The sequence below is a fragment of the Pseudomonas sp. 22515 genome, assembly GCF_052044625.1.
In the GTDB taxonomy this organism is placed as follows: domain Bacteria; phylum Pseudomonadota; class Gammaproteobacteria; order Pseudomonadales; family Pseudomonadaceae; genus Aquipseudomonas; species Aquipseudomonas alloputida.
Genome location: NZ_JBQENN010000002.1, coordinates 98,887 through 116,511 on the forward strand (window position 1 = coordinate 98,887; position 17,625 = coordinate 116,511).

18 protein-coding genes, 1 tRNA gene and 1 pseudogene are annotated in these 17,625 nt (G+C 62.3%); 12 read left to right on the forward strand and 8 right to left on the reverse strand.

What is annotated here, in order from left to right:
- Positions 1 to 2: 2 nt before the first annotated feature.
- The 9 genes and pseudogenes from ACTJJN_RS03020 to ACTJJN_RS03060 all read left to right on the forward strand — a co-directional run bounded on the left by ACTJJN_RS03020 (position 3) and on the right by ACTJJN_RS03060 (position 6,810).
- Complete coding sequence (locus tag ACTJJN_RS03020; protein ID WP_108078326.1) at positions 3 to 389, forward strand: DUF488 domain-containing protein; 387 nt, start codon at positions 3 to 5, stop codon at positions 387 to 389.
- A gap of 10 nt (positions 390 to 399) precedes the next feature.
- The gene (locus tag ACTJJN_RS03025) at positions 400 to 843 is read left to right on the forward strand and encodes a GNAT family N-acetyltransferase (protein ID WP_012051782.1); all 444 of its coding nucleotides are present in this window, start codon (positions 400 to 402) and stop codon (positions 841 to 843) included.
- A 107-nt stretch (positions 844 to 950) separates the two neighbouring features.
- Positions 951 to 1,340: a helix-turn-helix domain-containing protein gene (locus ACTJJN_RS03030; RefSeq protein ID WP_047604832.1), complete on the forward strand. Its 390-nt coding sequence runs from the start codon at positions 951 to 953 to the stop codon at positions 1,338 to 1,340.
- A 63-nt stretch (positions 1,341 to 1,403) separates the two neighbouring features.
- On the forward strand, positions 1,404 to 2,042 hold the full coding sequence (gacA, locus tag ACTJJN_RS03035) for a response regulator transcription factor GacA (RefSeq protein WP_003251380.1): 639 nt from the start codon (positions 1,404 to 1,406) through the stop codon (positions 2,040 to 2,042).
- Positions 2,043 to 2,048: 6 nt separating this feature from the next.
- Entirely contained in the window at positions 2,049 to 3,872 is a 1,824-nt protein-coding gene (gene uvrC / locus ACTJJN_RS03040) for an excinuclease ABC subunit UvrC (protein ID WP_003251376.1), read from the forward strand.
- 33 nt (positions 3,873 to 3,905) lie between these two features.
- The gene (gene pgsA, locus ACTJJN_RS03045) at positions 3,906 to 4,466 is read left to right on the forward strand and encodes a CDP-diacylglycerol--glycerol-3-phosphate 3-phosphatidyltransferase (protein ID WP_003251374.1); all 561 of its coding nucleotides are present in this window, start codon (positions 3,906 to 3,908) and stop codon (positions 4,464 to 4,466) included.
- 63 nt (positions 4,467 to 4,529) lie between these two features.
- A tRNA-Gly gene (locus ACTJJN_RS03050) sits at positions 4,530 to 4,605 on the forward strand.
- 221 nt (positions 4,606 to 4,826) lie between these two features.
- Positions 4,827 to 6,335 (forward strand): annotated as a pseudogene (locus ACTJJN_RS03055) (tyrosine-type recombinase/integrase); the annotation flags it as partial.
- Positions 6,336 to 6,561: 226 nt separating this feature from the next.
- On the forward strand, positions 6,562 to 6,810 hold the full coding sequence (locus tag ACTJJN_RS03060) for a winged helix-turn-helix domain-containing protein (protein ID WP_227743107.1): 249 nt from the start codon (positions 6,562 to 6,564) through the stop codon (positions 6,808 to 6,810).
- Positions 6,811 to 6,965: 155 nt separating this feature from the next.
- On the opposite strand, the gene nac is transcribed toward ACTJJN_RS03060, so the two are convergent.
- Positions 6,966 to 7,880: a nitrogen assimilation transcriptional regulator NAC gene (gene nac, locus ACTJJN_RS03065; protein ID WP_054888920.1), complete on the reverse strand. Its 915-nt coding sequence runs from the start codon at positions 7,878 to 7,880 to the stop codon at positions 6,966 to 6,968.
- A gap of 260 nt (positions 7,881 to 8,140) precedes the next feature.
- Here nac and ACTJJN_RS03070 point away from each other — a divergent pair, with 260 nt between their 5' ends.
- Genes ACTJJN_RS03070 through ACTJJN_RS03080 form a run of 3 tightly spaced genes read left to right on the forward strand, consistent with a single transcriptional unit; the run spans position 8,141 to position 11,350 of the window.
- Positions 8,141 to 9,652 carry an MFS transporter gene (locus tag ACTJJN_RS03070; protein WP_440780924.1) on the forward strand — a complete coding sequence of 504 codons (1,512 nt, stop codon included), beginning with the start codon at positions 8,141 to 8,143 and terminating at the stop codon, positions 9,650 to 9,652.
- A gap of 28 nt (positions 9,653 to 9,680) precedes the next feature.
- Complete coding sequence (gene pxpB / locus ACTJJN_RS03075) at positions 9,681 to 10,382, forward strand: 5-oxoprolinase subunit PxpB (RefSeq protein ID WP_054888922.1); 702 nt, start codon at positions 9,681 to 9,683, stop codon at positions 10,380 to 10,382.
- Positions 10,379 to 11,350 (forward strand): biotin-dependent carboxyltransferase family protein, encoded by a 972-nt coding sequence (locus ACTJJN_RS03080; protein WP_440780926.1) that lies wholly within the window; start codon positions 10,379 to 10,381, stop codon positions 11,348 to 11,350. Before pxpB ends, ACTJJN_RS03080 begins: the two co-directional genes overlap by 4 nt.
- A 63-nt stretch (positions 11,351 to 11,413) precedes the next feature.
- On the opposite strand, the gene ACTJJN_RS03085 is transcribed toward ACTJJN_RS03080, so the two are convergent.
- The 7 genes from ACTJJN_RS03085 to ACTJJN_RS03115 form a co-directional block, all read right to left on the reverse strand.
- Positions 11,414 to 12,616, reverse strand: coding sequence for a pyridoxal phosphate-dependent aminotransferase (locus ACTJJN_RS03085; RefSeq protein WP_054888924.1), 1,203 nt, complete (start codon positions 12,614 to 12,616; stop codon positions 11,414 to 11,416).
- A gap of 159 nt (positions 12,617 to 12,775) precedes the next feature.
- Positions 12,776 to 13,609, reverse strand: coding sequence for an ABC transporter substrate-binding protein (locus ACTJJN_RS03090; protein WP_054888925.1), 834 nt, complete (start codon positions 13,607 to 13,609; stop codon positions 12,776 to 12,778).
- Between the two features lie 53 nt (positions 13,610 to 13,662).
- Positions 13,663 to 14,391, reverse strand: coding sequence for an amino acid ABC transporter ATP-binding protein (locus ACTJJN_RS03095; protein ID WP_177331655.1), 729 nt, complete (start codon positions 14,389 to 14,391; stop codon positions 13,663 to 13,665).
- A gap of 14 nt (positions 14,392 to 14,405) precedes the next feature.
- Positions 14,406 to 15,164, reverse strand: a complete 759-nt coding sequence (locus tag ACTJJN_RS03100) for an amino acid ABC transporter permease (RefSeq protein WP_054888926.1) — start codon at positions 15,162 to 15,164, stop codon at positions 14,406 to 14,408.
- Between the two features lie 6 nt (positions 15,165 to 15,170).
- A complete protein-coding gene (locus tag ACTJJN_RS03105) occupies positions 15,171 to 15,872 on the reverse strand; it encodes an amino acid ABC transporter permease (RefSeq protein ID WP_088512510.1) in 702 nt (233 codons plus the stop codon).
- A 95-nt stretch (positions 15,873 to 15,967) separates the two neighbouring features.
- Positions 15,968 to 16,714: an SDR family oxidoreductase gene (locus ACTJJN_RS03110; RefSeq protein ID WP_054888928.1), complete on the reverse strand. Its 747-nt coding sequence runs from the start codon at positions 16,712 to 16,714 to the stop codon at positions 15,968 to 15,970.
- A gap of 142 nt (positions 16,715 to 16,856) precedes the next feature.
- Complete coding sequence (locus ACTJJN_RS03115) at positions 16,857 to 17,624, reverse strand: LamB/YcsF family protein (RefSeq protein ID WP_054888929.1); 768 nt, start codon at positions 17,622 to 17,624, stop codon at positions 16,857 to 16,859.
- Between the last annotated feature and the right edge of the window lies 1 nt (position 17,625).

The window sequence follows — 17,625 nt, forward strand, 5'->3', positions numbered from 1 at the left end:
CCATGATTCGCTGCAAACGTGTCTATGATGCGGTTGAGGATGAAGATGGCCAGCGTGTACTGGTCGACCGCCTGTGGCCGCGCAACAAACGCAAGGAAGACCTCCATGGGCAGTGGTTGCGCGAAGTGGCACCTTCGAACGAATTGCGTAAGGCGTTCCACCAGGGAGACGTAGATTTCGCCGGTTTTACCCAGCGTTACCAGCAAGCGCTGGCGGCCCACCCCGAACACTGGTATCCGCTGCTGGACATGGCCAGGAAGGGGACGCTGACATTGCTTTATGCCGGCAAGGACAGCGAGCACAACAATGCCCGGGTGCTGGCCGACTGGTTGGAAAACGAACTGGACAGGTGTGGCCCTGGCAGTTCGCCAGTGTGTTATGCCCAATGAGCGCGATGCGATGCCCTTACAGTTGATTCCCGCCCAAGACATCCACTGCACCTTCGCCCGCAACCTTACGCGCCGCGCCATGTTGCCCTACTACCGTGAATTCGACCTGCTGTGGATCGAGGACGCCTTCGACGCGGCCTGGGGCTGGCGCGAGCAGTGGCTGGTGATCGAAGGCGACACGCTGTTGGGTTTTTGCAGCCTCAGCCAGGACCGCCAGGCGCTGTTCATCCGCGAGTTGCACCTGTTGCCTGAGTACCGTGGGCGAGGGGTCGGTAGCTGGGTGCTGGAAGAACTGGCGCTGTGGGCCAGGCAGCGGCGCCTTCCCCTGTTGCGGCTGATGGTGTTCCGCAGCAACCCGGCCCGCCTGCTGTACCAGCGCCATGGCTTCATCGAAATGGGTGAAGACGAATGCTTTGTGCGGATGCAGCGGGATATCAACGTAGTAGCTAAATGATGGCTTGTCGCGACCGCAGAGCATGGGCATAGTGGATCCGCACCTTTACGGCTGCCTGCAGGCGGGCAGGCGGTACTTGAGAGGATAAGGGAAAAGGAGAAGCCCCTATGAACGGAATCGGTCCACGGCTGCGGGAAGAGCGTGAGCGGCTGGGTATGACCCAGCGTGTATTTGGCGATATCGGTGGGGTCGAGCCCAACGCTCAGGGTAAGTACGAAAGCGGTGAGCGCACGCCGCGGCTAGATTACCTGGCGGCATTGGCGACCCGGGGCGTCGATGCGTTGTATGTCCTCAGCGGCCTGCGCACCCCGGCAGCGCTCGAAGGTTTGAACACGGATGAGTCCGGTTTGCTGGGGGCTTTTCGGAAATTGCGGTCGGAAGATCAGGCCGCGCTCTTGCACCTTTTGGGGCGGTTGGCCAACGACGCCACGCCCCGGCAAATAGTGAGGCCTCTCACAGTCCAACGTCAGTCGTTTCTGACGGAAGCAATGCGTTAGGCCCACCGTGAAAAATTTTGTTAAGGTGGCGGGATCCAATCGCCCTGCTGACGAGGTGTGTGCTTGATTAGGGTCTTAGTGGTCGATGATCACGATCTGGTACGAACCGGTATTACACGCATGTTGGCCGACATCGACGGCCTGCAGGTGGTGGGTGAGGGAGATTCCGGCGAGTCGGCGCTGAAACTGGCCCGGGAGCTGAAACCGGACGTTGTGCTGATGGATGTGAAAATGCCCGGCATCGGCGGCCTGGAGGCCACCCGCAAGCTGCTGCGCAGCCACCCTGACATCAAGGTAGTGGCGGTGACGGTGTGCGAGGAGGACCCGTTCCCCACACGCTTGTTGCAGGCCGGCGCTGCCGGCTACCTGACCAAGGGTGCAGGCCTTGACGAAATGGTTCAGGCCATTCGTCTGGCCTTTGCCGGCCAGCGCTATATCAGCCCACAGATCGCCCAGCAGTTGGCGCTGAAACCGTTCCAGCCGCAGGGCTCGCCGTTCGACGCGCTGTCCGAGCGGGAAATCCAGATTGCCCTGATGATTGTCGGCTGCCAGAAAGTGCAGATCATCTCCGACAAGTTGTGCCTCTCGCCCAAGACCGTCAATACTTACCGTTATCGGATCTTTGAAAAACTCTCGGTCACCAGCGACGTCGAATTGACCTTGCTGGCCGTTCGCCACGGTATGGTTGACGCAAGCCTGTAAAACCTCATGTCCCAAGTCTTTGATGCCAGCGCATTCCTGGCGACCTGCAGCGGTCGCCCGGGCGTTTACCGGATGTTCGACGGCGAAGCCCGGCTGCTTTACGTGGGCAAGGCCAAGAACCTGAAGAAACGCCTGGCCAGCTATTTCCGCAAGGCTGGCCTTGCGCCCAAGACCGCCGCGCTGGTTGCGCGCATCGCCCAGGTTGAAACCACCATCACCGCCAACGAAACCGAGGCGTTGCTGCTGGAGCAGAACCTGATCAAGGAGTGGCGGCCGCCTTACAACATCCTGCTGCGCGACGATAAGTCCTACCCCTACGTGTTTCTGTCCGATGGCGAGTTCCCGCGCCTGGGCATTCACCGTGGGGCGAAAAAGGCCAAGGGCCGTTACTTTGGCCCGTACCCCAGCGCCGGGGCCATTCGCGAAAGCCTCAGCCTGCTGCAAAAGGCCTTTTCTGTGCGTCAGTGCGAAGACAGCTACTACGCCAACCGCACCCGGCCATGCCTGCAGTACCAGATAAAGCGCTGCAAAGGGCCCTGCACCGACCTGGTGACTGCCGAGGAATACGCAGAAGACGTGCGCCATTCGGTGATGTTTCTGGAAGGGCGTAGCCAGCAACTGGGCAATGAGTTGAACGCCGAGATGGAGAAGGCCGCCATGGCCCTCGATTTCGAAAAAGCCGCCGAGCTGCGCGACCAGATCGCCTTGTTGCGCCGCGTGCAGGACCAGCAGTACATCGAGGGCGGCAGCGGCGATGTCGACGTCATCGCCGCCTTCGTCAACCCGGGTGGTGCCTGTGTGCACCTGATCAGCGTGCGCGGCGGGCGAGTACTGGGCAGCAAGAACTTCTTCCCGCAGGTGGGCATCGAGGAGGAGGTGGCCGAGGTCATGGCCGCATTCCTGTCCCAGTACTATCTGGGCAACGCAGAGCGCGAGCTGCCCGGTGAGTTGATCGTCAACGTTGTTCACGAAGACTTCAACGCCATCACCGAAGCGCTGCACACGCTGCGTGGCCGCGAACTGACCATCAGCCACCGGGTGCGCGGCACCCGCGCCCGCTGGCAGCAACTGGCCGTGACCAATGCCGAGCAGGCGCTGAATGCCCGCCTGGCCAACCGCCAGCACATGGCTGCGCGCTTCGAAGCCCTGGCCGAAGTGCTGGGCCTGGATGAAGTGCCGCAACGCCTGGAATGCTACGACATCAGCCACTCCAGTGGTGAAGCGACCGTGGCCAGTTGCGTGGTGTTCGGCCCCGAAGGGCCGATCAAGTCCGACTACCGCCGCTTCAACATCGAAGGTGTCACTGCAGGTGACGATTACGCAGCCATGCATCAGGCCCTGACCCGTCGCTATGGGCGCATCAAGGACGGCGAGGGCAAGCTGCCCGACGTGCTGCTGGTGGACGGCGGCAAGGGCCAGCTGAACATGGCCCGCGATGTGATGCAGGCGCTGGGCTTCACCGACCTGACCCTGTTGGGTGTGGCCAAGGGCGTCACACGCAAGGCGGGTTTCGAAACCCTGTACCTGAACGATGTGCATCACGAATTCACCCTCAAGGGCGATTCATCGGCGTTGCACCTGATCCAACAGATCCGCGACGAAGCCCACCGCTTCGCTATCACCGGCCACCGCGCCCGCCGTGGCAAGGCCCGTCGAGTCTCCAGCCTTGAAGATGTGGCCGGGGTAGGGCCCAAGCGCCGCCGCGACCTGCTGAAACATTTCGGCGGCCTGCAGGAGCTCAACCGCGCCAGTATCGATGAAATCGCCAAAGCCCCCGGCATCAGTAAAAAGCTTGCCGAGTCGATTTATGCCAGCCTGCATAGCGAGTAGAATGCCGGGCTCAACTTGCAGCCAGTCGTACCGATGAATATTCCAAACCTGCTCACCGTTCTACGCGTCCTGCTCATTCCGTGCTTCATTCTGCTGTTCTACATGCCCTATCAGTGGAGTTACATGGCCGCCAGCAGTGTATTCGCCGTTGCCGCCGCCACCGATTGGCTGGACGGCTACCTGGCGCGTCGACTGCAGCAGAGCACGCCGTTCGGCGCCTTCCTCGACCCGGTGGCCGACAAGCTGATGGTGGCAGTGGCCTTGGTGCTGCTGGTGCAGACCCACGCCAACTTCTGGCTGACCCTGCCCGCCGCGGTCATCATCGGCCGCGAGATCGTGGTGTCTGCGCTGCGCGAGTGGATGGCTGAGCTAGGCGCGCGGGCGCATGTGGCGGTGTCCAACCTCGGTAAGTGGAAGACTGCGGCGCAGATGCTGGCGCTGGTGATCCTGCTGGGCAACCCACCGGCGGTGACCTTCTGGGTGATCCTGGGCTACGGGCTGCTGCTGGTGGCAGCGGGGCTGACGCTGTGGTCGATGGTGCACTACCTGCTGGCCGCCTGGCCGCACCTGCGCGAAGGCTCGGAAAAAAAATAAAAGTTTTTTGAATCAAGGGGTTGACGCTGTTTTAGAAATCGCTAGAATGGCACCCATCACGACGCGGGAATAGCTCAGTTGGTAGAGCACGACCTTGCCAAGGTCGGGGTCGCGAGTTCGAGTCTCGTTTCCCGCTCCAAATAAAGATCTACAGGTTTCAGTCGAAGTCTGTAAGTCGTTGAAAAAAGGCCCTTCGGGGCCTTTTTTCGTTCCAGCGAAAATCACCGAAAACCGGTAGTAGCCGGGCATTTTAAGGCCAGATTTGAGGCCAGAATGGGATAGACCCCAATTCGGTTTTTCGATGGAGCAGGATCGGTGACGAGATGAGCATTTGGCTTCCAGCAGCTTCAGGAGGTCACCATGGCTCTTTCGGAAATGACGATTCGGCATGCCCGAGTCACCGGCAAGGACTATACGCTCGCCGACAGTGATGGACTGATTCTGCACGTCACCGCCCAGGGCGCAAAGCTCTGGCATTTTCGTTTCTACTGGGAAGGCAGGCAGAAGCGTATGTCGTTCGGCAGCTATCCGCAGGTGGGCCTGCGTGATGCGCGGATACGGCGGGATGAAGCGCGCACACTGCTTGCTCAAGGCACTAATCCCAGCGAGCAGCGCAAGCAGCAGCGACTCGCGGTGCGCCTTTCCACTGATCAGACCTTCGACGCAGTGTTCAATCAGTGGATTGCCTTTCGCCGGCTCAGCCTGAAAGAAGGCCGGCAGAGCACGCTGTCGCAGATCTTGCGCATTTTCGCCAAAGACATTCAGCCTTACATCGGCGAACAATCGATCCATGAGATCAACCGGCATGTGCTCATGGATCTGCTCGGCCGTATCGAATGTAGGAAGGCCTTCACTACTGCGGAGAAGTGCCGGACCTGGCTTAATCAGTTGTTCCGTTATGCGCTCGTACGCATAGCGGGCCTTGAGCACAATCCTGCCGCAGATCTCGATGTGGTGGCGGTGCCCAAGCCGCCGGTGGAGCACAATCCCTTCCTGCGCATGGAGGAGCTTCCACACTTCCTGGGTAAGCTGCGTGCGTTCCGCGGCTCGCAACAGACGCAGCTCGGTATACGCCTATTATTGCTTACCGGAGTCCGCACTGGTGAGTTGCGTCTGGCGACTCCCGATCAGTTCGATCTGGAGCGCCGGCTTTGGATTATCCCGCCTGAAGTGGTCAAGCAGCTCCAGCTCAAGATGCGCAAAACGCGGCGTCAAACCGCCAAGGTGCCGCCCTACATCGTTCCACTGTCTATCCAGGCGGCCGAAGTCGTGCGGCTGTTGCTGGATCAGGTGGTCCCGGCACAACGGCACTTGCTCGCTCATCGAAGTGATCTGAGTAAACGCATCAGCGAGAACACGCTGAACAGTGCGTTGCGACGTATGGGCTTTGCTGACCGACTGACCGGGCATGGCATGAGGGCGACGATCTCAACGGCACTGAACGAAATCGGTTACCCGAAAATCTGGATCGACGCGCAGCTTTCACATGCTGATCCTGACAAGGTGAGTTCGGCGTATAACCATGCGGAGTACGTCGAGCAACGCCGTACGATGATGCAGGATTGGGCCAATCGATTAGACCTCTGGACGCAAGGGCATACCAAAGCGGCGAGCTCATCACTGACCATTAGGTTGGAGGGGGCGTCCCAGATGTCGGTGGGGCAGATAAGCTTACCACCAGCGCCAGCGCATCAGTTGACGGTTGGTGGAAAGGTTGCGTCTGGTGTCGACAGAAAATGTGTCACGGATGTAGCCTGGTCGGTTGAGCCTCAGGGTGACTGGCAGCTTTCTGATATTCAGAGAGAGAGATCGCAAATGCTGGAGATCTTCGAAGCCCCGACCAACTTGCCGCTGCTTTCATTTGCGCGGTGACCGTGGGCGGTGCTACCCGTACAGGTTCGAACGAAAACCGTGGCGACTATGTGATTGCCTACGCGCTGCCGGATGTAACCAGGTAACCTCCACCTCAGGCGGCAGGTCGATGACCTGTCGCCCTTCGAGCACCACCCATATTGAACAGAATTCCCACTGATAACGGTCATGTCACGTTTGCTGAACTGGAACTGGAACTGGATCGCTCACGTCGTGAGCTGAGGTGCGGCCGCAATCCGCGATCATCAAAGCCACATCATGCAGGCTGTTGGAGACGTTGATGCGGAACCGTGAGCTAATAGTGTCGAGATCCGAATTGTTGGGTGCCGTATGGGGTGTTCACTTCGATCCTGGAACAAAGATACTGGAAGTACAGCTCAACTATCTGCGCAAGGTCCTCCTCGCCCTTGGCTGTAATGTACGCATTCATACCCATCGTGGGCTCGGGCTCAGGCTTTGTGCGCCATCCTGAGAAGCCCGTGTGCCGCTCCTCGAGAGCTGAGATTTCCAGAGACGTCATCACGAGTTCGCGTCAGGTCGTCTGGGTTTTCATTGCCTCTCATGACCGGCAAACGCACAAAAGCCCCCGGCGTTAACAGGGCCTGCTGCAGCTGCAGGAGCCTGCCCCTACGCCGCCGAAGAGAGCGTCCCGCGCATCTGCGCCACCAGTTCCAACAAAATGGCCTTTACTGCCTGTGCCGGCACCGACAAGGGTAGGTGCGCGGACAGGCACAGTGTCAGTGGCGCCTCGATCATCGGTTCGACGATACGGCTCAAATGCACGCCGCTCTGGGTACCCACTGCCCGCGCCGCCGATTCCGGCAGAATGGTCGCTGCAAAACGGTCGGCCACGGCGCTGCGCAGGGTACTGGCCGACTCCACCTCGGCGATTACTCTGGGGGCCAGTGCCAGGCGGGCGAAGGCCTCGTCCACCAGCCGGCGCACTACATTGTATTGCCGTGGCAACAGCAGATCCATCTGGGCAACACGTGCCAGCGGAAGTTGAGCACGGTTGGCCAGTTCATCGTCGGCGCTGACCAGGTACAGTATCTCGCGCAGCAGCGGGATGAAGTTCAACCCGTGGATTTCGCGCCCGCCGTAAAGCACAGCCATGTCCATGCGCCCGCTCATGATCAGCTCGCTGAGGGTGACGCCGTAGTTTTCGTTCAGGTAGAGGGTGATGCCAGGGTGAAGCTCGCGGACCCGCTTGAGCAAGGGCACCGCCAGGCTCGACGCGGCCGTGCCGGGGGCCAGGCCCACCGACACGCTACCGGTCAGCGCCTGGCTGCTGGAAGTGACATCGCTCAACGCCTGGTCGCATTGGCGCAGGATCAACTGGGCGTGGGCGTAGAGCACTTTGCCGGCCTCGGTAGGAGTTACCCCACGCTTGGTGCGGATCAGCAACTGCTGCTGCATTTCTGCCTCCAGCGTCACCAACTGCTGGCTCAGCGCCGGCTGGGCGATGTGCAGCACATCGGCGGCTTGGGTCATGCTGCCGATATCGACAATCTTCACGAAGTACTTGAGGCGGCGCAGGTTCATTGGCGGGTGCTCGGTCAATCAGTGTAGGCCTAGCTTTGCAAACACCGCGCCAAATGCACGCGGGGCCATAAGTACAGCCTATGACCGGAGTTTCGCTGGCGGCGAGGGGCGCGCATCGGCACTCCAAGCGTGCGCCTGCGCCAATCTGGTGCGGGGTCATAAGTCGGGCTTATTCGTACAGAGCGAAGTCGTCTTGGTCACACCTGGCCTGCGCCTTTACCTTGACACACAGCCTTCCCGTCCACCCCGTGAGTGCCCAGATGACCGCCCAACCCGCTGCATTGAGCTTCCGCCAGGCCTTGTTGGCCATGCTGGGTATTTCGCTGGTGCTGATGCTTTCGGCACTGGATCAGACAGTGATCGGCAACGCGCTGCCGAGCATTGTCGCGCAGTTGCATGGCTTTGACCTGTACGCCTGGGTGGCCACGGGCTACCTGCTGTCGTCCATCGTCACCATCCCGGTGTTTGGGCGCCTGGGCGACTATTACGGGCGCAAGCCGTTCGTGCTGGTGGCCACGGTAATTTTCATGCTCGCGTCGCTGACCTGCGCGCTGGCCCAGAGCATGCCCTGGCTGGTGGCCGGGCGGGTGCTGCAAGGTTTTGGTGGCGGCATGCTGGTCGGCACCGCGTTCGCCTGCGTACCGGAGTTGTTTCCCAACACCCGGCAACGCCTGCGCTGGCAGTTGTTGCTGAGTGCCATGTTCAGCGTGGTCAATGCCATTGGCCCAGGCCTGGGCGGTTACCTGACTGGCCAGTTTGGCTGGCGTTCGGTGTTCTGGCTTAACCTGCCGCTAGGGCTGCTGGCGTTGTTCTTCGCCTGGCGCTACCTGCCGTGGTACCGACCGCAGGTGCATGTGCCCGCCCGTCTGGACTGGCTGGGTGCGGCCCTGATCGTGCTGGCCCTTGGCGGGCTGCAACTTTTTGTCGAGGGCCTGGGGCGCAGCGCCCAGGGCGTGAGCGTGGGGCTTGGCCTGTCGTCACTGCTGGCATTGCTGGCACTGATCTACCAGGAGCGCCGCTGCAGCGCGCCATTGTTGCCTGGGGCACTGTTCACCCAGCGCAGCATGCGCCTGTTGTTCACCCTGGCGTTGCTGGCAGGCGGGGTGATGTTCACCTTGCTGTTCTACCTGCCGCTGCTGCTGCAAGGCGGGTACGGTTTTTCGCCGGAGCAGGCCGGCATGCTGATTACGCCGCTGGCGCTAAGCATCACGCTGGGAGCGATGGTCAACAGCCGGCTGATGACCCGCCTGGCCAACCCCAACTGGCTGCCCCTGGCCGGCTTCACCAGCTTGTGCTGCGCCTGCGCTGCGCTGGCGGCGGTGGGGCTGGGCAGCCGCATGCCGGCACTGGCAGCACTCATCCTGCTGGCCGGGCTGGGGCTTGGCTTCGTCTTGCTCAACCTGAGCGTGTTCACCCAGACCCTCGCTGAACGCCAGCACCTGGGCATCGCCACCGCCTTGCAGCAGTCGTTGCGCCTGGTGGGCGGGCTGGTCGGCACTGCGTTGATGGGCTCGCTGGTCAATGTGTTGTACGCCCAGCGCATGCGCCTTGCGCTGGATGCCGCTGGCCAGTCTGCGGCATTCGAGCGCCTGCGCGACCCGCAGGTGCTGATGAGTGGCGCCGCTTCGCTGCCGGCGGATTGGCTGGCGCTGGCCCGCACTGCATTGGCCCAGGCCATCGGCGCGGGGCTGCTGCTCTGCGCGCTGGCGGCGCTGCTGGCGATGTGGCTGACCTGGCGCCTGCCGCAGGTCGACCTGCAAGCCCGCCGCTGACCCTTACACCCTGTGACAGGAATTGCCAATGAACCAACCCTTGCAAGCGATGGAGCCGTTCACCGTTCACCTTGCCGAACCGGCGGCCCGCGTCTCGCTGATCGGCGCACGCGCCTACCTGCTAGAAGCCCCGGGCGAACTTACCCTTGAGGCGCAGCGGCGGATCTGGGCGCTGTCGCAGGCCCTGCTTGCACGCCCCGAGGTGGAAAGCGTTGTGCCGGGCATGACCAACCTGCTGGTGCTGTTCCGCCAGATTCCGCCCGAACCCGCGCCGGTCATCGAGCAACTGCAACACCTGTGGCGCACGGCCGACCCGCTGCATCGAGCCGGGCGCACCCACGAGATCGCCGTGCATTACGGCGGCGAGCACGCCATCGACCTGCCGGCGCTGTGTGACTACGCCGGGCTCAGCGACCAAGAAGTGGTGCGCCGTCATCACCAGTCGCGCTACAGCGTGTTTGCCGTGGCCAGTGCACCTGGCTTCGGCTACCTGGGTGGCCTCGACCCCGCCTTGTACATGCCGCGCAAGCAGGTGCCGTCGCTGCATATGCTCAAGGGCATGGTCACCATTGGCGGCATGCAGTCGGGCATCGCCGTGCTCGATGGGCCGAACGGCTGGAACTCGATCGGCTTTGCCGACACCGTGATGTTCGATGCCAGCGCTGCGCAACCTGCCTTGCTTGCCCCTGGCGATACCGTCTGTTTCCTGCCTGAGAGGATCGAATTGTGATTGAAGTCATCGCTACCGGCCCGCAGAACACCGTTCAGGACCTGGGCCGCGAAGGCCATCGGCACATTGGCGTGGCCACCGCTGGGGCCATGGACAGCTTGGCTTTGCGGACCGGCAACTTGATGCTGGCCAACGCCCCTGGTAGCGCTGCCGTGGAAGTGCAAACCTTCCCGCTGAAGGTGCGCTTCAGCGCTGACGGGGTGATCGCCCTGACCGGCTCCGATGGACGTGCCACCCTCGATGGCAGGGAGTTGTTGCCGTGGTGGGCATTGCCGGTCAAGGCCGGGCAGGTGCTGGAAATACGCCATCCGCGCCAAGGCGCCAGGGTGTATCTGTGCGTGGCCGGTGGTATCGATGTGCCGCAGTTGATGGGTTCGCGCAGCACGGCACTGCGTGGCGGCTTCGGTGGCCTCGAAGGCCGGGCGTTGCAGGCAGGGGATGAACTGGCGGTCGGGCAAGCCAACGCCTTGTCGATTGGCGCCGAAGGCTTCGGCGTTCGCCCACCGTCCTGCGCCATGGCCCAGGCCTTGCCGGTGCAAGCTGACGGTGCGCTTGCGTTACGCGCGATCCCTGCGGGGGAGGCGCACTGGTTCGGCAATGACCTGACACGGTTCTGGGCGCAGTCCTGGAAGATCTCGGCGCAGAGCAACCGTACCGGTTACCGTCTGGCAGGCGAACCGATCCAGGCAGAGCAAAGCCGCGAGATGCGCTCCTACGGCTTAGTGCCGGGGGTGGTGCAGGTGCCGCCGGGTGGCGAGCCGATCGTGCAGTTGAGCGATGCCAATACCGCCGGGGGTTATCCCAAGGTTGCCGGGGTGATCGAGGCAGACTTGTGGCGCCTGGGGCAGGCGGCGATTGGTAGCCGCATTCGCTTCGTCGAAGCGTCGCCGCGTGAGGCGATTGCCGCCGACGCAGCGATCGAGTGCTACCTGGCTGGGGTTGGCCGCGTGATCGAGATGCGCGGTTGAATCACTAGCCGGCATAGGCAAAAAAAAATGGGCTGCAATGCAGCCCATTTTGCTTTCTGGCAATCAGCGCATCGTCGCGCAGAACTCTGCGATGCGATCACAACCTTGCTCCAGCGTCGCAAGGCTGGTGGCATAGGAAAGGCGCACGAACGGGCTCAGGCCATACGCGGCACCCTGCACGGTCGCGACGTGATGTTCTTCCATCAGCGCCATGCAGAAGTCGGTGTCGCTGCTGATCTTGCGGCCCTTGGCTGTGGTGCGGCCGATAAAGGCGGCCACGTTCGGGAACAGGTAGAACGCACCTTCCGGCTTGTGGCAGGTCAGCCCCTGGATATCGGCCAGGCGGCCGAGCACGAAGTCGCGGCGTTCCTGGTAGATCGCTGCGCGCTCGCCGAGCAATTGCTGGGGGCCGTTGAGCACTGCCGTGGCAGCAGCCTGGGTCAGCGTGCAGACGCCCCCGCTGTTTTGCGTGTTGACGTTGCTCACGGCCTTGATCAGGTCCTTGGGGCCGCCGCAGTAACCCATGCGCCAGCCGGTCATGGCATAGGCCTTGGAGACGCCGTTGACCGTCAGCACGCGGTCATACAGGCGCGGCTCCACTTCGGCAATGGTGCAGAATTCGAACCCGTCGTAGATCAGGTGCTCGTACATGTCATCGGTCATGATCCAGACGTGTGGGTATTGCAGCATCACTTCGGCGATGGCGACCATTTCCTGGCGTGAGCAGGCCGAACCGGTGGGGTTGCTAGGGTAGTTGAGCAGCAGCCACTTGGTCCTGGGGGTGATGGCTGCGTCAAGGTCCTGGGCACCGAGCTTGAAGTTGTTGGCCTGGCTGCAGGGCACCGGTACCGGCACACCACCTGCGAACCTGACTATGTCGGCGTAGCTGATCCAGGCCGGGGTGGGGATGACCACTTCGTCACCGGGGTTGAGGGTGGCGAGCATGGCGTTGAAGATCACCTGCTTGCCACCGCCGGCCACGAGAATCTGCGAGGGCTCGTAATCGAGGTTGTTGTCGCGTTTGAACTTGCGCTGAATGGCAAGCTTCAGGGCTGGGGTACCCTCGATGGCCGGGTACTTGGTATCGCCGGCCAGGGCGGCGGCATGGGCAGCTTCGATGGCATGGGAAGGGGTTGGGAAGTCCGGTTCGCCGGAAGACAGGCTGATCACCTGGATGCCCTGTGCGGTGAGCTCGCGGGCTTTCTGGGTCATGGCGACGGAGGCGGAAACGGACACGTTGTTCAGGCGTTCGGCGATACTGGGCATGGCGTTGGCTTCACGGTAGGGAACACTGCCTACAGCTTAAAAGTGCACCTGCTGGCTGCCCAAATAGCGCTTTGCTGTGGAGTCATAAGGGAATCGGATGGATAGGCTCCAGACGAAAAAAGCCCGGCTGATGGGCAGCCGGGCCAAGGAGCAAAGGGCTTATTCGAGGGCTTCGAACTTCATGTCAGTCAGCTTCTGCACACGCTCTTCCCGTACCAAATTGTATTCGGTCTGCGGGCCGATCCACTTGTTCCAGATTTGGTCGATCTGGCCGCTCTGGTCCATCGCGTAGAGTGCCTGGTTGACCTTGGCGAGCAATGCCGGCTGGTCCAGCTTCATGCCCACGCCAATGGGTTCGAGCGCCATCGGTTCGGCGGTAATGCCCAGGTCGACGCCGCCGGCCTTGGCCTGGCTGACGAGTTTGGTGGCAGACATGGTATTGGTCACCACCCCCAGCACCTTGTTTTGCTGCACCGCCAGGTAGGCGGAACCTGTGTCCTGGAACGTTACCGGGGTGGCCTTGGCCATGCGGATGGATTGCTCGGAGGTCGACCCTTTGGTGGCGCTGATGCGTTTGCCTTCGAAGAACGCGCGCGGTTTGTCGACCAGCGGTTTTTTCACCACCAGCACTTCCTTGGCCACGTAGTAGGGGTCGGAGAATTGGATTTGCTGGGCACGGGTCTTGGTGTACGCCAGGTTGGCCACCACCACGTCGACCCGGCCCATCTTCACCTCGGCGATACGCGCTTCACCGGACAGCGGTTTAAGTTCGAGCTTAACCCCCAGTTGCTGGGCCAGCGCCGTGCACAGGTCGACGTCCATGCCTTCGAGCTGGCGGGTCTGGGGGTTGGGGGAAGAAAACGGCGGCACGTCGGAGTAAACCCCGCAGCCCAGGGTCTGCCGGGCTTGTATGTCGGCCCATTGGTCGGCTTGGGCCGTGGCGGCCATCAGGGGGAACAGCATCAGTGCCAGACTGGCGTGCGCAATACGCATGGGAGTGATCCTCGAAAAATGGACGGTTTGGGCAAAATGGGTATCCGCAGGCCTCAATGGGCCCTCAGATCGCTGATGAACCGCTGGGCACGCGGATGCTGCGGTGTGCTGAAGAACTGCTCGGGGGTGGCCCGTTCGAGAATTTCGCCGGCATCCATGAACCAGATCGTGTCGGCCACTTCGCGGGCGAAGTTCATCTCGTGGGTCACGCACATCATGGTCATGCCGTCGCGCGCCAGGCTGCGCATTACCTGCAGCACCTCACCGACCATTTCCGGGTCCAGGGCGCTGGTCGGCTCATCGAACAGCATCACCGGCGGCTCCATCGCCAATGCCCGGGCAATCGCCACACGCTGCTGCTGGCCGCCGGACAGCTGGCCTGGGTAGGCGCCGGCCTTGTGCGCCATGCCGACACGGTCGAGCAGCTCCATGGCCTGCTTCCTTGCCGCGCCCTGGCGCAGACCACGCAGCTTTGTGGGGGACAGGGTGATGTTGTCCAGCACCGACATGTGCGGGAACAGGTTGAAACTCTGGAACACGAAACCGATGCGCGACCGCAGGCGGTTGAGGTTGGCGTCGGTGCCGTGGATGTCGTGGCCCTCGAACAGGATCTGGCCGCCCTGGATCGCTTCCAGACGGTTGACCGTGCGGATCAGGGTGGATTTGCCCGAGCCGGAGGGCCCGCACACCACCACCACTTCACCCTGGCGGATTTCGGCGTTGATGGTGGTCAGGGCGCGATACTCGCCGTACCACTTGTCGACATTGGCAAACATGATCATGGGCTTCATGGCGGTCATCTCGAAGGTTCGGAAGCAGTCAGGGTAGGGCCGGTGGGGGAGCTGGGCGTGCTGGCGCGGTCACCCTGGCGCTTGCGCTCGATGCGATGCTCCACGGCGGTGGCCACGCGGGTGAGGCCGTAGCACAGCAGGTAGTAGGTGATTGCAAGGATCGCGTAAACTTGGAACGGCTGGGTCAGCAACTGGTTGTTGACCTGGTTGGCGGCGAAAGTCATCTCCTGCACGTTGATCATGTAGCCCAGGGTGGTTTCCTTGATGATGGAAATGAACTGGCTGATCAGGCTCGGCAGGGCGTTGAACAGCGCCTGGGGCAGGATCACCCACCCGAACGTACGGAAGTAGCCCAGCCCAAGGGCGCGGGCGGCTTCAGCCTGGCCGGCGGGCAAGCCCTGGATGCCGGCGCGCACGATCTCCGACAGGTAGGCGCTCTGGTAGATCACCAGGGTACAGAGCATGGTGGTGAAACCACTGATGTTGCGGCCGATGAGCAGCGGCACCAGGAAGTAGGTCCAGAAGATCACCATGATCAGCGGCACGCCGCGCAGCACATAGACCCATACCGTGGCCGGCCAGCGTACCCAGGCGAACGGTGAGATACGCGCCATGACCACCAGCAGCGACAGTGGAAAGGCAATCAGCAGTGCCAGCGCCGACAGGATCAGGGTGTTGACCAGCCCACCCAATGGGCCGTGGGGGTACTGCCCAAGCAGGAACAGTTCCCAGTTGTCGCGGATAATCACGAATACATCCAACATTGCTGTTTACCTCGCCCGCGCCTGGTTGAAATGACGCGCCAGCAATGCGCCGGCACCCATGAGCAGCAACGACACCGCCAGGTAACCCAAGGTCGCCACCAGGTAGCACTCGAACGTGCGGAAGGTGTAGTTCTCGAGTTCGCGGGCCGCGTAGGTCAGTTCGACCACGCCGATGGCCATGGCCAGGCTGGTGTTCTTGAACAGCAGCACCGTGTGGTTGATCAGTGAGGGCAGGGCGTTGCGTACCCCTTGCGGCAGGATCACGTAGCGCATCGAGCGGATGTAGCCCAGCCCAAGTGCCCGCGCCGCTTCGGTCTGGCCGGTGGGGATGGCGCGCAGGCCTGCCCGCAGGTCTTCGCAGAAGTACGCCGCCTGGCACAGGCCCAGGGCGATGACCGCGAAGATGAACTCGGTGCTGAAGTTGGCCAGCCACAGTTGCGTGCTTTCCGGCAGCAAGGTAGGCACGCCGAAGTACCAGAGCATCAGTTGCACCAGCGTTGGCACATTGCGGTGGTACGACACATAGCCCGCCACCAGGCGCTCGGCCATCGGCTTGCCGGTCAGGCGGACCACCACCAGTAACAGCGCCAAGGTCATGGCCAGGCTCCAGGCGTACAGCATCAACTGCGCGGTCAGGCCGGCGCCACGCAGCAACAGATCGGCGTATTCGCCGCTCAGGATCGGCCCCAGATCGAAGTCTTTGAACATGGGAATCACCCTATCGGGTCAAGGGGCAGCAAGTCGTTCGCAACCGGTGTGGGGGGCGGCTGGGTCATGGCCCGCCGCTCTTGTCCGGTGTAGGGTCAGTCGGTTTGCGGGCGGGTGGTCTGCAGCCCGCCGGGTACCTGCAGGGTGGGGGTGATTTCCATATGGCCGATGTTCATTGCTACCGGTGCGGCAATGGCAAAGGCAATTGCATCGGCGATGTCGCCTGCAACGGGCAGTTCGAACCCGTCGATGAATTTGGCCCGGGTTTCGGCAGCGTTGCCATGCACGTGTTCGAAGATGTCGGTGGCCACCCGGCCCGGGCAAATCTCGGTCACCCGCACGCGCTTGCCGAACACGTCGATGCGCAGGTTGCGGGAGAGCATGCTCACTGCGGCCTTGGTGGCGTGATAGGTGCTATTGCCGCCGAAGTTGTAGGCACCGGCGATGGAGCTGATGTTGACCACGTGGCCACGGTCGCGGGCCACCATGCCCGGTACCAGCAGGCGGGTGAGGTGCAGCACGGCGCGCAGGTTGACGTCGATCAGCGCATCAATGCCTTCGGCGGTGGCATTGAGGATCGAGCCGGGGCGGTCGACACCGGCGTTGTTGATCAGGATATCGATGTCCAGGCCTTCGACTACCTGGGTGACTGCGGCCAGGTCGGCGACGTCCACGGCGTGCACGATGCAGCCGGTGCGCGCGGCCAGTTCGCCGAGCTTGTCGGCGCTGCGCGCCAGTGCATGAACGGTGATGCCTTCACGGCTCAGGCGCTCGACAGTGGCGGCGCCGATGCCGGAGGAAGCGCCGGTGACCAGCGCGGTTTTGTAATCGGAAAATGGCATGTGGCCGTCCCTCATCGAATGACACCCCCTGCAGCAGGTAGGCGTTGAATTGACTCTAAAGCCCCGGGCCGATTGTCGAACAAGACGGTTTGGCTCTCGGGTAATAAGCGTTTCTTATCTGTGCGCTGTTTTGGGGCGCGATTTAATCGACAAGCTTGGAAAGCGGCACGATCTGCCCACCTCCCTGCTCGATTTCGCGGCGGATGGCCCAGGCCAGCTCCAGCGCATTGGCGTTGTCGCCGTGCAGCAGGATCGAACAGGCTGGTACTGCAATAACCTCGCCCGTGTAACAAGTGACCGTTCCGTCATCTAAAAACTGGCGAACCCGCTCGCGTACCAGCTCAGGGGCCTTGATCACCGAATCGGGCAGGGCGCGGGGCACCAGCAGGCCGTCCTTGTCGTAGGCGCGGTCGGCCAGGAAGGTGGTGGCAATGCGCAGCCTGTGCTTGTCGGCTGCGCGCTCCATGGCCTGGCTGGTGGAGGAACTGACAATCATCTGTGGGTCGAAGGCTTTCACCGCGCCAAGCAGCGCGTCGGCGAGTTCTGCGTCGGCGGCGACCCGGTTACCCAAGGCCCCGTGGAAACTCATGTGGGTCAGCCGGTGGCCATTGACCCTGGCAATGGCGGCCAGCGCACCGAGCTGGTAGGTGACGTAGGTCTGTAGCTCACGGGTATCCACTTGCATGGGGCGGCGCCCGAAACCGAGCAGGTCGGGGTAGCCCACGTGCCCGCCCAGGTCGATGCCCCTGGCCAGCGCCATGCGGGCGGTGTTGTCCATGATCAACGGGTCGCCGGCATGGAAGCCGCAGGCCACGTTGGCGGATGAGATGATATCCATCAGGGCTTCGTCTTCGCCCATTTTCCACGGGCCGAAGCCCTCGCCCAGGTCGGCGTTCAGGTCGATGCGCATG

What these genes read in the sequence shown, in the direction of transcription:
- ACTJJN_RS03020 (WP_108078326.1), top strand. Translation starts at nt 3, where the DNA reads ATGATTCGCTGCAAACGTGTCTATGATGCGGTTGAGGATGAAGATGGC.
- ACTJJN_RS03025 (WP_012051782.1), top strand. Translation starts at nt 400, where the DNA reads ATGCCCTTACAGTTGATTCCCGCCCAAGACATCCACTGCACCTTCGCC.
- ACTJJN_RS03030 (WP_047604832.1), top strand. Translation starts at nt 951, where the DNA reads ATGAACGGAATCGGTCCACGGCTGCGGGAAGAGCGTGAGCGGCTGGGT.
- uvrC (WP_003251376.1), top strand. Translation starts at nt 2,049, where the DNA reads ATGTCCCAAGTCTTTGATGCCAGCGCATTCCTGGCGACCTGCAGCGGT.
- pgsA (WP_003251374.1), top strand. Translation starts at nt 3,906, where the DNA reads ATGAATATTCCAAACCTGCTCACCGTTCTACGCGTCCTGCTCATTCCG.
- nac (WP_054888920.1), bottom strand. Translation starts at nt 7,880, where the DNA reads ATGAACCTGCGCCGCCTCAAGTACTTCGTGAAGATTGTCGATATCGGC.
- ACTJJN_RS03070 (WP_440780924.1), top strand. Translation starts at nt 8,141, where the DNA reads ATGACCGCCCAACCCGCTGCATTGAGCTTCCGCCAGGCCTTGTTGGCC.
- pxpB (WP_054888922.1), top strand. Translation starts at nt 9,681, where the DNA reads ATGAACCAACCCTTGCAAGCGATGGAGCCGTTCACCGTTCACCTTGCC.
- ACTJJN_RS03085 (WP_054888924.1), bottom strand. Translation starts at nt 12,616, where the DNA reads ATGCCCAGTATCGCCGAACGCCTGAACAACGTGTCCGTTTCCGCCTCC.
- ACTJJN_RS03090 (WP_054888925.1), bottom strand. Translation starts at nt 13,609, where the DNA reads ATGCGTATTGCGCACGCCAGTCTGGCACTGATGCTGTTCCCCCTGATG.
- ACTJJN_RS03095 (WP_177331655.1), bottom strand. Translation starts at nt 14,391, where the DNA reads ATGATCATGTTTGCCAATGTCGACAAGTGGTACGGCGAGTATCGCGCC.
- ACTJJN_RS03100 (WP_054888926.1), bottom strand. Translation starts at nt 15,164, where the DNA reads ATGTTGGATGTATTCGTGATTATCCGCGACAACTGGGAACTGTTCCTG.
- ACTJJN_RS03105 (WP_088512510.1), bottom strand. Translation starts at nt 15,872, where the DNA reads ATGTTCAAAGACTTCGATCTGGGGCCGATCCTGAGCGGCGAATACGCC.
- ACTJJN_RS03110 (WP_054888928.1), bottom strand. Translation starts at nt 16,714, where the DNA reads ATGCCATTTTCCGATTACAAAACCGCGCTGGTCACCGGCGCTTCCTCC.
- ACTJJN_RS03115 (WP_054888929.1), bottom strand. Translation starts at nt 17,624, where the DNA reads ATGCGCATCGACCTGAACGCCGACCTGGGCGAGGGCTTCGGCCCGTGG.